11 protein-coding genes are annotated in these 13,741 nt (G+C 54.6%); 5 read left to right on the forward strand and 6 right to left on the reverse strand.

Annotated elements, in window-relative coordinates; translation table 11 throughout:
• Positions 1-6 precede the first annotated feature (6 nt).
• The 5 genes from carB (at position 7) to folA (ending at position 6,779) form a co-directional block, all read left to right on the forward strand.
• Positions 7-3,231, forward strand: a complete 3,225-nt coding sequence (gene carB / locus CNE01S_RS03685) for a carbamoyl-phosphate synthase large subunit (protein ID WP_061273554.1) — start codon at positions 7-9, stop codon at positions 3,229-3,231.
• A 139-nt stretch (positions 3,232-3,370) separates the two neighbouring features.
• Complete coding sequence (locus CNE01S_RS03690; RefSeq protein ID WP_038475661.1) at positions 3,371-3,604, forward strand: YgdI/YgdR family lipoprotein; 234 nt, start codon at positions 3,371-3,373, stop codon at positions 3,602-3,604.
• A gap of 104 nt (positions 3,605-3,708) precedes the next feature.
• Positions 3,709-4,239, forward strand: coding sequence for a glutathione-regulated potassium-efflux system oxidoreductase KefF (gene kefF / locus CNE01S_RS03695; protein ID WP_061273558.1), 531 nt, complete (start codon positions 3,709-3,711; stop codon positions 4,237-4,239).
• Positions 4,232-6,094 (forward strand): glutathione-regulated potassium-efflux system protein KefC, encoded by a 1,863-nt coding sequence (gene kefC, locus CNE01S_RS03700; RefSeq protein WP_061273560.1) that lies wholly within the window; start codon positions 4,232-4,234, stop codon positions 6,092-6,094. The genes kefF and kefC overlap by 8 nt, the downstream gene beginning before the upstream one ends.
• Positions 6,095-6,299: 205 nt before the next feature.
• On the forward strand, positions 6,300-6,779 hold the full coding sequence (gene folA, locus CNE01S_RS03705; protein ID WP_061273562.1) for a type 3 dihydrofolate reductase: 480 nt from the start codon (positions 6,300-6,302) through the stop codon (positions 6,777-6,779).
• A 36-nt stretch (positions 6,780-6,815) separates the two neighbouring features.
• Here the strand turns inward: folA and apaH are convergent, their stop codons facing one another.
• The 6 genes from apaH to lptD are packed head-to-tail and all read right to left on the reverse strand — an operon-like array spanning position 6,816 to position 13,570.
• Positions 6,816-7,667: a bis(5'-nucleosyl)-tetraphosphatase (symmetrical) ApaH gene (apaH, locus tag CNE01S_RS03710; RefSeq protein ID WP_061273564.1), complete on the reverse strand. Its 852-nt coding sequence runs from the start codon at positions 7,665-7,667 to the stop codon at positions 6,816-6,818.
• Positions 7,668-7,671: 4 nt separating this feature from the next.
• Positions 7,672-8,049 carry a Co2+/Mg2+ efflux facilitator ApaG/CorD gene (gene apaG / locus CNE01S_RS03715; RefSeq protein WP_061273565.1) on the reverse strand — a complete coding sequence of 126 codons (378 nt, stop codon included), beginning with the start codon at positions 8,047-8,049 and terminating at the stop codon, positions 7,672-7,674.
• 3 nt (positions 8,050-8,052) lie between these two features.
• Positions 8,053-8,877: a 16S rRNA (adenine(1518)-N(6)/adenine(1519)-N(6))-dimethyltransferase RsmA gene (rsmA, locus tag CNE01S_RS03720; RefSeq protein WP_061273567.1), complete on the reverse strand. Its 825-nt coding sequence runs from the start codon at positions 8,875-8,877 to the stop codon at positions 8,053-8,055.
• Positions 8,874-9,863, reverse strand: a complete 990-nt coding sequence (gene pdxA, locus CNE01S_RS03725; RefSeq protein WP_061273569.1) for a 4-hydroxythreonine-4-phosphate dehydrogenase PdxA — start codon at positions 9,861-9,863, stop codon at positions 8,874-8,876. Before pdxA ends, rsmA begins: the two co-directional genes overlap by 4 nt.
• Complete coding sequence (surA, locus tag CNE01S_RS03730; RefSeq protein ID WP_008461725.1) at positions 9,856-11,148, reverse strand: peptidylprolyl isomerase SurA; 1,293 nt, start codon at positions 11,146-11,148, stop codon at positions 9,856-9,858. The genes pdxA and surA overlap by 8 nt, the downstream gene beginning before the upstream one ends.
• Positions 11,149-11,206: 58 nt before the next feature.
• Entirely contained in the window at positions 11,207-13,570 is a 2,364-nt protein-coding gene (gene lptD, locus CNE01S_RS03735; RefSeq protein ID WP_061273571.1) for an LPS assembly protein LptD, read from the reverse strand.
• Between the last annotated feature and the right edge of the window lie 171 nt (positions 13,571-13,741).

The following is a 13,741-nucleotide window of genomic DNA, read 5'->3' on the forward strand; positions in this document are numbered from 1 at the left end:
AATAAAATGCCAAAACGTACAGATATAAAAAGCATCCTGATCCTCGGTGCCGGCCCGATTGTTATCGGCCAGGCCTGTGAGTTCGACTACTCTGGTGCTCAGGCTTGTAAAGCGCTGCGTGAAGAGGGTTACCGCGTTATTCTGGTGAACTCAAACCCGGCCACCATCATGACCGACCCGGAAATGGCGGATGCGACCTACATCGAGCCGATTCACTGGGAAGTGGTACGCAAAATCATCGAAAAAGAGCGCCCGGACGCGGTGCTGCCAACCATGGGCGGGCAGACCGCGCTGAACTGTGCGCTGGAGCTTGAGCGCCAGGGCGTGCTGGAAGAGTTCGGCGTCACCATGATCGGTGCCACCGCCGATGCTATCGACAAGGCTGAAGACCGCCGTCGCTTCGACATTGCAATGAAAAAAATCGGCCTCGACACCGCACGTTCCGGTATTGCGCACAATATGGAAGAAGCGCTGGCGGTTGCGGCAGACGTGGGTTATCCGTGCATCATTCGCCCATCCTTTACTATGGGTGGCACCGGCGGCGGTATCGCCTATAACCGCGAAGAGTTTGAAGAGATTTGTGAACGCGGTCTCGACCTTTCACCAACCAAAGAGTTGCTGATTGATGAGTCGCTGATTGGTTGGAAAGAGTACGAGATGGAAGTGGTGCGTGATAAAAACGACAACTGCATTATCGTCTGCTCTATTGAAAACTTCGACCCGATGGGCATTCATACCGGTGACTCCATCACCGTGGCGCCAGCGCAAACGCTGACCGATAAAGAATACCAAATCATGCGTAACGCCTCGATGGCGGTGCTGCGTGAGATTGGCGTGGAAACCGGCGGCTCAAACGTTCAGTTCTCCGTTAACCCGAAGACTGGCCGCCTGATCATCATCGAGATGAACCCGCGCGTGTCCCGTTCCTCCGCACTGGCCTCTAAAGCCACGGGCTTCCCGATTGCTAAAGTTGCCGCGAAGCTGGCGGTGGGTTACACCCTCGACGAGCTGATGAACGACATCACCGGCGGCCGCACTCCGGCTTCCTTCGAGCCGTCTATCGACTATGTCGTGACCAAAATCCCTCGCTTTAACTTCGAGAAATTTGCCGGCGCAAACGACCGCCTGACCACCCAGATGAAATCCGTGGGTGAAGTCATGGCTATCGGCCGCACCCAGCAGGAATCTCTGCAGAAAGCGTTGCGCGGCCTGGAAGTGGGCGCCACCGGCTTTGACCCGAAAGTCAGCCTGGATGACCCGGAAGCGCTGACCAAAATCCGCCGCGAGCTGAAAGACGCAGGTGCAGAGCGTATCTGGTATGTGGCTGACGCATTCCGTGCTGGCCTGTCCGTCGACGGTGTGTTCAACCTGACCAACATCGACCGCTGGTTCCTGGTACAGATTGAAGAGCTGGTGCGCCTGGAAGAGCAGGTGACTGAAATTGGTATCACCGGCCTGAACCACGACTTCCTGCGTATGCTGAAACGCAAAGGTTTTGCGGATGCGCGTCTGGCAAAACTGGCTGGCGTTCGCGAATCCGAAGTTCGCAAACTGCGTGAGCAATATAACCTGCACCCTGTCTACAAGCGCGTGGATACCTGCGCGGCAGAATTCGCGACCGACACCGCTTACATGTACTCCACGTATGAAGACGAGTGTGAAGCTAACCCGAACAACGACCGCGATAAAATCATGGTGCTGGGCGGCGGTCCAAACCGTATCGGCCAGGGCATTGAGTTCGACTATTGCTGCGTACACGCCTCTCTGGCGCTGCGCGAAGATGGTTACGAAACCATCATGGTTAACTGCAACCCGGAAACCGTCTCCACCGACTACGACACTTCCGACCGCCTCTACTTTGAGCCGGTGACTCTGGAAGACGTGCTGGAAATCGTCCGCGTTGAGAAGCCAAAAGGCGTTATCGTACAGTACGGCGGTCAGACTCCGCTGAAGCTGGCTCGTGCGCTGGAAGCGGCAGGTGTGCCGGTTATCGGCACCAGCCCGGATGCTATCGACCGTGCGGAAGATCGTGAGCGCTTCCAGCATGCCGTTGAACGCCTGAAGCTGAAGCAGCCTGCTAACGCCACCGTAACGGCTATCGAGCAGGCGGTAGAAAAAGCCGTGCAGATTGGTTACCCGCTGGTGGTTCGTCCTTCCTACGTGCTGGGCGGCCGCGCGATGGAAATTGTCTACGACGAAGCAGACCTTCGCCGTTACTTCCAGACTGCGGTGAGCGTTTCCAACGACGCGCCGGTGCTGCTTGACCGCTTCCTTGATGACGCGGTTGAAGTGGACGTGGACGCCATTTGCGACGGTGAAACCGTACTGATTGGCGGCATCATGGAACACATCGAGCAGGCGGGCGTTCACTCCGGTGACTCTGCGTGTTCTCTGCCGGCTTACACTTTGAGCCAGGAAATCCAGGACGTCATGCGCCAGCAGGTGCAGAAGCTGGCTTTCGAGCTGCAGGTGCGTGGCCTGATGAACGTGCAGTTTGCGGTGAAGGACAACGAGGTTTACCTGATTGAAGTGAACCCACGTGCCGCGCGTACCGTGCCGTTTGTTTCTAAAGCAACGGGCGTGCCGCTGGCGAAAGTTGCCGCTCGCGTCATGGCAGGTAAAACTCTGGTTGAGCAGGGCGTGACCAAAGAAATCATTCCCCCGTACTACTCGGTGAAAGAAGTGGTGCTGCCGTTCAACAAATTCCCTGGCGTTGACCCGCTGTTAGGGCCAGAAATGCGCTCTACCGGGGAAGTGATGGGCGTGGGCCGTACCTTCGCTGAAGCTTTCTCTAAAGCGATGCTGGGCAGCCAGTCCACGATGCGTAAGCCGGGCCGCGCGCTTCTCTCCGTGCGTGAAGGCGATAAAGAGCGCGTAGTAGACCTGGCCGCTAAGCTGCTGAAACAGGGCTTCGAGCTGGATGCTACCCACGGTACCGCGATTGTTCTGGGCGAAGCGGGCATCAACCCACGCCTGGTGAACAAGGTGCATGAAGGGCGTCCGCACATTCAGGACCGTATCAAGAATGGCGAATACACCTACATCATCAACACCACCGCGGGCCGTCAGGCGATTGAAGATTCCAAGCTGATTCGCCGCAGCGCGCTGCAGTACAAAGTGCATTACGACACCACGCTGAACGGCGGCTTCGCTACGGCGATGGCGCTGAACGCAGACGCCACCGAAAAGGTGACTTCGGTGCAGGAAATGCACGCGCAGATTAAAGGCTGATATTCGTCAGCCTGAAAGAATATTCCGAAAAAAACGCCAACGGCCTCTGAAAAGAGGCCGTTTTTGCTTCGGACTCAGCGAGATAGTCTACAGTTAACCAGCACACAACTGAAAATGACTAACACGCTGGGAGAACACCATGCAGAAACATACTTTACTCGCTTCCCTTTTCGCTGCCGTAACACTTCTGACCGTAGCAGGCTGCTCGTCGAATCAGGCCGTTAAAACGAGCGATGGCAAAACGATTGTGACCGATGGCAAACCGCAGGTAGATAAAGATACCGGCCTGGTGTCTTACAAAAATGCCGAAACGGGTAAAACCGAGCAGATCAACCGTGACCAGGTGAAAGAGATGAGCGAGCTGGATAACTAGTTAAGAAATATCCAACAACACGCTCAGCAATATTGACTGTTAGCCTGTCGATTAACTGACTAAACTCACTGTCATTAAAGGCAGTAGTGAAGACAGGCTTAACAATGATTCTTATAATTTATGCGCATCCCTATCCCCAGCATTCCCATGCCAACCGGCAAATGCTCGAGCGAGCCAAAGCGCTCCCAGGGGTAGAGATTCGCTCCCTTTACGAACTTTATCCCGACTTCAATATCGATATTGCCGCTGAGCAGCAGGCGTTAAGCCGCGCTGATTTGGTTATCTGGCAGCATCCCATGCAGTGGTACAGCATGCCGCCGCTGATGAAATTGTGGATAGATAAAGTGCTCTCGCACGGCTGGGCATACGGCAAAGGCGGGAATGCACTGCATGGTAAAGAAGTGATGTGGGCCGTCACAACCGGCGGCAGCGAAAAACATTTCGAACTGGGCGATCACCCTGGATTTGAGGTTCTTGCCCAGCCCCTTCAGGCCACGGCGCTCTACTGCGGAATGCAGTGGCTTCCTGCCTTCGCGATTCATTTCACCTTTGTTTGCGATGAATTTACGCTTGCCCGCCAGGCGGATGACTATAAGCAACGCTTAATTGACTGGCAGGAGGCTCACCGTGGATAGCCATAGCTTAATTCAGGCATTGATTTATCTCGGTTCGGCGGCGCTGATCGTGCCTATTGCCGTGCGGCTCGGATTGGGTTCTGTTCTGGGCTACCTGATTGCCGGCTGTATTATCGGCCCGTGGGGGATGGGGCTGGTTACCGACGCCGAAACAATTCTGCACTTTGCTGAAATAGGCGTGGTGCTGATGCTTTTTGTTATCGGGCTGGAACTCGATCCGCAGCGGCTATGGACGTTACGCGCCTCGGTGTTTGGCGGCGGTTTTCTGCAGATGGCAGCCTGTGGGCTGGCGCTGGGCGCTTTCTGTATTGTGATGGGGCTCGACTGGAAAATCGCATTGCTTATTGGCCTGACGCTGGCGCTCTCATCAACCGCGATTGCCATGCAGGCGATGAACGAACGTAACCTGACCGTGACGCCGATGGGACGCAGCGCGTTTGCCGTGCTGCTGTTCCAGGATATTGCGGCGATTCCTCTGGTGGCTATGATCCCGCTGCTGGCGAGCAGCGGCGGCACAATGACCTTTGCAACGTTCTTGATCTCCGCGCTCAAGGTGGTGGCGGCGCTTGCTCTGGTTGTGTTGCTTGGGCGTTATGTCACCCGGCCGGTGCTGCGATTTGTGGCGCGCTCAGGGTTACGTGAAGTGTTCAGCGCCGTGGCGCTATTCCTGGTGTTCGGCTTTGGCCTGCTGCTTGAAGAGGCCGGACTGTCGATGGCAATGGGAGCATTTCTTGCCGGGGTGCTGTTAGCCAGCTCTGAATATCGTCATGCGCTGGAAAGCGATATCGAGCCGTTCAAGGGCTTGCTGCTGGGGCTGTTCTTTATCGGCGTGGGGATGTCTATCGATTTTGGAACCTTGCTCGAAAACCCGCTGCGTATTCTCATGTTGCTGGTCGGTTTCCTGGCCATCAAAACGCTGATGCTTTGGCTGGTCGCTAAGCCTTTAAAAGTGCCGCGTAAGCAGCGCCGCTGGTTTGCCGTTTTGCTGGGGCAGGGAAGTGAGTTTGCCTTCGTTATCTTCGGCGCGGCGCATATGGCGCAGGTGCTTGACGATGACTGGTCGAAGTCGCTGACGCTTGCCGTGGCGCTATCAATGGCGGCCACGCCTCTGTTGCTGGTGTTGCTGAACAGGCTCGAGAAAACGGGCAGCGAGCAGGCCGGAGAGGCCGACGAAATCGATGAAGAGCAACCCCGGGTTATCATCGCGGGCTTTGGGCGCTTTGGGCAGATTGCCGGTCGTCTGTTACTGAGCAGCGGAGTGAATGTGGTCATTCTGGATCACGATCCTGACCATATAGAGACGCTGCGAAAATTTGGCACCAAGGTCTTTTACGGGGACGCCACCCGCGTTGACCTGCTTGAGTCAGCCGGGGCCGCAGGGGCTGAAGTGCTGATTAACGCCATTGACGATCCTGAAGCCAGCATGCAGCTCACTGAACTGGCGAAGGAGCACTTCCCGCATCTGCAGATCCTTGCCCGTGCGCGCGATATTAATCACTACATCCGCCTGCGTCAGGCGGGCGTCGAGATGCCGGAACGTGAAACGTTCGAAAGCTCGTTGAAGATTGGCCGCCGCGCGCTGGAGGGATTGGGCGTCGGCAAATACGAAGCACGTGAACGGGCGGACCACTTCCGCCGCTTTAACCTGCAAATGCTTGAAGAAATGGTGCCGACGGATGACAAGACTGCCGAGCGCGCCGATGTCTTTAAGCGTAATAGCGCGATGCTGACAGAGGTGATTAACGAGGATCGTGCTCACCTGCACGTTATTCAACGTGATGGCTGGCAGGGAACAAAAGAAGGGCTTCACAGCGGTAAGCTTTCCGATGAGCCCCCGGTGCGGCCAGCGGAGTGAACTTGCTGAAAAATATTTACTTTTCCTTATAGTGAACGGGGGTTAACGCTAACCCCTTGTTCCATATCCCGCAGTTGATTATTTAGGCGTCCAGGGTGGCGCAGAATAAAAAAAATTCTCGTTACGCGCCTTGCCCCCTGTCGACGAAAGATTGCGCTTTCCGTATAGTGGCGGCAATTTTTTTCATCATCCTTAGGTTATTTAAATGATCAGTCTGATTGCTGCTTTAGCGGTGGATCGCGTTATCGGCATGGAAAACGCCATGCCATGGGATTTACCGGCCGACCTGGCCTGGTTCAAGCGCAACACGCTAAATAAACCTGTTGTTATGGGGCGCCTGACTTGGGAGTCTATTGGTCGCCCGCTGCCGGGACGTAAAAATATCGTGATCAGCAGCAAAGCTGGAAATGACGATCGCGTTGAGTGGGTGAAATCGGTGGAAGAGGCTATCAAAGCCTGCGGTGATGCCGAAGAAATCATGGTCATTGGCGGGGGACGCGTATACGAGCAGTTCCTGCCCAAGGCGCAGCGCTTGTACCTGACTCATATTGATGCGGAAGTGGAAGGGGACACGCATTTCCCGGATTACGATCCGGATGAGTGGCAGTCAACCTTCAGCGAATTCCACGATGCCGACGAGAATAACTCCCACGGCTACTGCTTCGAAATTCTCGAACGTCGCTAAGTTTTAACCCTCTCTCATCAGAGAGAGGGTTAGCTTTTATGAAGCGACGGCCGCCGGACCTTCATCGCTATCCTGCTGGCGATTTGAAGGCTGTACGAACCAGGTTTTATCTTCCCAGCGCAGGCAGGTCAGTTCTCCTCCCCAGCAGCAACCCGTGTCCAGCGCATAGATCCCTTCCGGCGTGCCTTTCCCTTCCAGCGAGGCCCAGTGACCAAAGGCCACAGAATATTCGGCGGTAACGGGGCCAGGAATCGCAAACCAGGGCTTCAGCGGCGAGGGCGCTTTTTCCGGCGTGTCTTTGCAGTACATATCCAGTTGGCCATTAGGGAAGCAATAGCGCATGCGGGTGAGTGAGTTAGTGATGAAACGCAGGCGAGCCAGGCCGGAGAGATCGCTGGACCAGTTGTTGGGCATGTCGCCATACATTGCATCCAGAAACAGCGGATAGCTGTCGCTGGAGAGAACGGCTTCGACATCACGCGCGCAGGCCAGCGCGGTGTTGATATCCCACTGCGGCGTGATCCCCGCATGTGACATCACAAGCTTTTTCTCTTCATCCACCTGAATGAGCGGCTGGCGGCGAAGCCAGTTCAGAAGCTCGTCGACATCAGGCGCTTCCAGCAGCGGCGTAACGCGGTCTTTAGGCTTGTTTCGGCTGATGCCCGCAAAGACGGCTAACAGATGCAGGTCGTGGTTACCGAGCACGACTCGCACGCTTTCTCCGAGGCTGCGAACATAGCGCAGCACTTCCAGAGAAGCAGGTCCGCGAGCCACCAGATCGCCCGTCAGCCATAGCGTATCTTCTTCAGGGGTGAAATTAACCTGCTGCAGCAACGCGATCAGTTCATCGTAGCAGCCGTGAACATCGCCAATCAGATATGTAGACATGGTATCAGTGAATGAAAGTTGGAATGGCCAGACGGAAAACCGGGATCTCGACCCTAAAGGACTCTCCCTGCGCATCGACCATTTCATAATGGCCCTGCATGGTGCCGAGCGGCGTTTCGATAACCGCTCCGCTTGTGTACTGGTAGTCGTTGCCCGGCTCAATGTGCGGCTGCTCGCCGACAACACCTTCGCCCTGAACCTCGGTTTCGCGGCCGTTACCGTTGGTGATTAGCCAGTAACGGCCAAGTAGCTGAACTGCTGTTCGCCCCAGATTGCGAATAGTGACTGTGTACGCAAAGACGAAACGTTCTTCATCCGGTGAGGATTGCGACTCAATATAAACGCTTTGCACCTGCACGCATACGCGGGGCGAATCAAGCATGGTTTAGCTCTCCGAAGGCTGCTGTGGGTTGTCAGCCAGATAGTTTGCAAGCTTACAGTACTGCTCAACGGAAATGTTTTCCGCACGCAGTGTCGCATCGACGCCAAGCTCCGCCAGCACTTCGGCGTTAAACAGATGGCCAAGGCTATTACGGATCGTTTTACGACGCTTGTTAAATGCTTCTGTCGTGATACGGCTCAGCACACGCAGATCTTTAACCGGGTGCGGTAAAGTCGCGTGTGGTACCAGACGCACAACGGCAGAGTCCACTTTCGGCGCTGGCGTAAACGCAGTTGGCGGTACTTCCAGCACGGGAATGACGTTGCAGTAATACTGCGCCATCACCGACAGGCGTCCATACGCTTTGCTGTTTGGCCCGGCGACTAAGCGGTTAACCACCTCTTTTTGCAGCATGAAGTGCATGTCCGCAATGGCATCAGTATAGCTAAAGAGATGGAACATCAGCGGCGTAGAGATGTTATACGGCAGGTTACCGAAAACGCGCAACGGCTGGCCGATTTTCTGCGAAAGCTCGCCGAAATCCATGGTCATGGCATCCTGCTGATAAATCGTCAGCTTAGGGGCCAGGAACGGATGCGTTTGCAAACGGGCGGCGAGATCGCGGTCCAGTTCGATAACGGTCAGTTTATCCATGCGTTCGCCCACAGGCTCGGTCAGTGCGCCGAGGCCCGGGCCAATTTCGACCATCGCCTGGCCTGGCCGTGGGTTAATTGCGGAGACAATACTGTCGATAACGAACTGGTCATTAAGGAAGTTTTGTCCAAAACGTTTGCGGGCAAGGTGGCCCTGGTGGACTCGAGTATTCATTGACTATTTACAATCATTTTAATGGCGAGATTAAGCGCCGTAATAAAACTGCCGACGTCGGCTTTCCCCTGGCCTGCCAGCTCAAGAGCCGTGCCGTGGTCAACCGAGGTACGGATAAAAGGTAACCCCAACGTGATATTTACCGCGCGGCCGAAGCCCTGGTATTTCAACACGGGCAGACCCTGATCGTGATACATCGCCAGTACGGCGTCAGCACTATCGAGGTATTTAGGCTGGAATAACGTATCTGCCGGTAATGGGCCAGAAAGGTGCATCCCTAAAGCACGCATCTCATTTAACACCGGGATAATGGTGTCTATCTCTTCGGTGCCCATATGGCCACCTTCCCCGGCGTGCGGATTGAGACCGCAAACCAGAACATGCGGCTGCGGGATACCAAATTTGGTTTGCAGGTCATGATACAGGATGGTGACAATCTGGCGTAGTAAATCCGGCGTAATGGCGTCAGAAATTGCTTTCAGCGGCAGGTGAGTTGTGGCCAGCGCAACGCGAAGCTCTTCCGTGGCCAGCATCATCACCACTTTTTCGCTGTGTGAACGCTCTTCGAAGAACTCGGTGTGCCCAATAAACGGAATGCCGGCGTCGTTGATAATGCCTTTGTGTACCGGGCCAGTAATCAGGGCGGCGAACTCTCCGCTCAGACAGCCATCACAGGCACGGGCGAGCGTCTCGACGACGTAAGCACTGTTACGAATATCCAATTGCCCTGGAACGACCGGTGCGCGAAGCTCGACGGGGAGCACGGTCAACGTGCCAGCAGCCTGCGGTTTTGCCGGTTGATCGGGTTCGAAAGGCTGGAGCGTCAGGGGGAGGCCGAGTAGAGAGGCTCTGGCGAGTAGCAATTCAGGGGAAGCGCAGACGACCAGTTCAACGGGCCAGTCGCGTTGCGCTAACGCGACGACCAGGTCGGGACCAATCCCGGCGGGTTCGCCGGGAGTGATGGTCACACGAAAGATGTTAGCCATTGCTGCCTATGATTTTCACGTAAGCGCTGGCGCGCTGTTCCTGCATCCAGGTTTGCGCTTCTTCTGAGAACTTGCGGTTGAACAGCATGCGGTAGGCACGGTCTTTTTGCGCCGCATCGGTTCTGTCGACTTTACGAGTATCCAGCAGTTCGATCAGGTGCCAGCCGAAGGAAGAGTGCACCGGGGCGCTCATCTGGCCTTTGTTCAGTTTCTGCAGTGCGTCGCGGAAAGCAGGATCATAAATATCCGTTGCTGCCCAGCCCAGATCGCCACCCTGGTTCGCTGAACCTGGATCGTCAGAGAACGATTTTGCTGCTGCGGCAAAGGTGGTTTTCCCGCTCTTAATGTCAGCGGCAATCTGTTCCAGCTTCTGGCGTGCCTGGGTATCGTTCATGATAGGCGACGTTTTCAGCAGGATATGGCGGGCGTGAACTTCGGTCACAGAAATATTCTGATTCTGGCCACGCATATCGTTAACTTTCAGAATGTGGAAGCCAACGCCTGAACGGATAGGGCCGATAATGTCGCCCTTCTTCGCCGTGCTCAATGCCTGGGCAAAAATAGAAGGCAGTTCCTGGATGCGACCCCAGCCCATCTGGCCACCTTTCAGCGCCTGCTGGTCGGCAGAATAGCTGATAGCGAGCTTGCCGAAGTCTGCTCCGTTACGCGCCTGATCGACAACGTTACGTGCCTGCTTTTCTGCGTCATCAACTTGAGCAGAGCTTGGGTTTTCTGGCAGAGCAATCAGGATGTGGCTCAGGTTCAGTTCCGTACTGCTGTCGTTCTGGTTGCCGACCTGCTGTGCCAGGGCATCAACTTCCTGCGGCAGGATTGAGACGCGACGACGGACTTCATTGTTACGCACTTCCGAAATCGTCATCTCTTTACGGATCTGACTGCGGTAGGTGTTGTAATTCACGCCATCATAGGCCAGACGGCTGCGCATCTGATCCATCGTCATGTTGTTCTGTTTGGCGATGTTGGCGATGGCCTGATCGAGCTCATCGTCGGTGATCTTCACGCCCATTTTCTGGCCCATCTGCAGGATGATTTGATCCATGATCAGACGTTCAATGATTTGGTGGCGAAGCGTCGCGTCATCCGGAAGCTGCTGCCCCGCGTCGCGTGAGTTCATTTTGACGGACTGCATTAAGCCGTCAACATCGCTTTCAAGGACTACGCCGTTATTGACTACGGCAGCTACTTTGTCGACAACCTGTGGGGCTGCAAAGGTCGTGTTCGCCACAAGTGCGACACCAAGAAGCAGCGTTCTCCAGTTCTTCATACTTTTTCCATTTTACTTAGCCGCAAAGCGGATTATTTAGAGTATTCGTCAAAGTGAATTACATCGAGCTTTGGTACGGCAGAATGTTTGAACGCAACATCTGCGGGATGCCCAGGCCATAGTTGGAACTCAGGCCACGTAACTCGATGTTAAAGCCGATTACGTTATCGTATTTGCTTTGGTTATTTTCCCAACCGTTGATTTTACGTTCGACGCCCACGCGAATGGCATAACAGCAAGAGCTGTACTGCACGGCGAACATAGAGTCAGCGGACTGTCGGGCATTGGTATCGTAGTAGTAGGCGCCTACAACTGACCAGCGATCCACGATTGGCCAACTGGCGACCATACCGACCTGCGAAATCCCTTCTTTATACTGTTCATAGGTCGAGTAGCTAGGCAATGTTGCCTGAATATACTCGGGACTCGCATAACGATAGCTCAACTGCGCTACACGATCGGCATCACGGCGGTACTCAATGACACCGTTACCGTTAGCCACGCTGCCCAGGCGCGCATCATACTGTACGCCACCGCGCAGGCCCCAGCGATCGGTCATGCGCCAGTAGGTGTCGCTGGCCCAAAGCATGGATCCGGTTTTCTTATCTTTCTCCCAGTTGATGTTGTCATCCCCGGTACGGGACTGGGTGAAATAGTAGATTTGACCCGCGGACACGTTAAAACGTTCAACGGAAGCGTCATCATAAACGCGAGAAGTTACGCCGGTCGTCACCTGATTGGCGGAGGCAATACGGTCCAGACCACCGTAGGTGCGATCGCGGAACAGCCCGCTGTAGTCAGACTGCAGCAGCGATGAGTCGTAGTTGTTGATAGCACTTTGGTTGCGATACGGCACGTACAGGTACTGGGCGCGTGGCTCCAGGGTCTGCGTCCAGCCGGCAACAGAGTCAATATCGCGATCGAAAATCAGCTTGCCGTCCACTTTAAACTGCGGCAACGTGCGGTTGACCGTGTTTTCTAAGGTACTGGCACTATTGATATTCTGTTTGTATTTATCAAGATTGTCCTGCTGATAATGGGTCATCATCAGCTTGGTTTCGGTGTTCAGACTTGCCCAGCCGTTGGACAGCGGCAGGTTGATGACAGGCTCAAGGTGCAAGCGTGTCGCATTGGGCATATTGCTATTCACATTAGTGAATTTCACCGCCTGGCCATAAATACGAGTATCAAATGGGCCAACGTCGTTCTGGTAGAAGTTGACGTCTAGCTGTGGCTCAGCGCGGTAAGAGCTTGCGCCGCTGTTCAGCTGATTGGCAAAGACCTGAAACTGTTTAGCCGACAGTGTGGCATCGAAGTTTTGATTCGCATAGCCGACGCTGAATTTTTGCGTGGCGTAGCCGTCGGTACCGCTACCGTACTGCGAGGTAAAATCGTTGAAGTAGCGCGAATCGCTAACCTTGGTGTAGTCAATGTTGAAACGCCACACCTGATCCATGACTCCGCTATGGCTCCAGTAGAACAACCAGCGGCGATCTTTTTCATCCGATGAAACACCAGGCTCGTTCTTGTATTCGTCGTCCGACGGCAGATAGTCAAACTCCATCAGGCCCGTACCTGCCTGAGTCAGGTAACGGAATTCGTTCTGCCACTGGATGCCGCCACGCTTATCAATATAGTGAGGTGTGATAGTGGCATCGAAGTTTGGCGCAATGTTCCAGTAATACGGCAGTGAGAACTCAATACCGTTGTTGGTGCTGTATTTAGCGCTAGGGATCAGGAAACCTGAACGGCGTTTATCACCAATAGGAAGTTGCAGATAAGGACTGTAGAAGACCGGTACAGGGCCCAGTTTAAAGCGGGCGTTCCATATTTCGGCCACTTCTTCCTGTCTATCCTGGATCACTTCAGTACCGACCACACTCCAGGTATTAGAACCCGGCAGACAGGAGGTAAAAGTCCCGTTTTCAAGAATCGTGTAGCGGTTGTCGCCGCGCTGCTTCATGAGATCCGCGGTGCCGCGACCCTGGCGGCCAACCATCTGGTAATCACCGTTCCAGACGTTAGTATCTTTGGTGTTTAAATTTGACCATGCTTTCGGACCTTTCAGGATGACCTGATTGTCGTCGTAATGCACATTACCTAAGGCGTCCACGGTACGGACAGGCTCGGGTTGACCGTCGACCTGCTTCTGATGAAGCTGAACTTCGTCTGACTGCAGGCGGCTGTTGCCCTGCTGAACGTCAACATTCCCGGTAAACACGGCATTGTCCGGGTAGTCACCTTTGGCGTGATCGGCCAGGATTGTCACCGGTTGGCTATTGCCGTCGTCCTTAACCAATGGACGATTGTAGCTTGGGATACCCAGCATACACTGCGAGGCAAGGTCGGCAGCCATACCTTGTTGGCTATAAAGGGCTGAACCAATCAGGGTGGCCAGCAAGGTGGGAATACGTTTTTTCATACGTGTTATTTGTTGTTCCGTCATCAGGGTATAGCGAAGGCAAACGGTCAGAGACTAACTTACTCATCACCACAGCGCTAGTGTTAATCCAGCCCATTAGCAGTATGCCGTTAGGCAGCGCTATCAATGGCGGGTATGATAAAGCAAATTCTAGACGACAGCATGACGATT

Origin of the sequence: Cedecea neteri NBRC 105707 = ATCC 33855 (genome assembly GCF_001571265.1) — a bacterium.
Classification (GTDB): domain Bacteria; phylum Pseudomonadota; class Gammaproteobacteria; order Enterobacterales; family Enterobacteriaceae; genus Cedecea; species Cedecea neteri.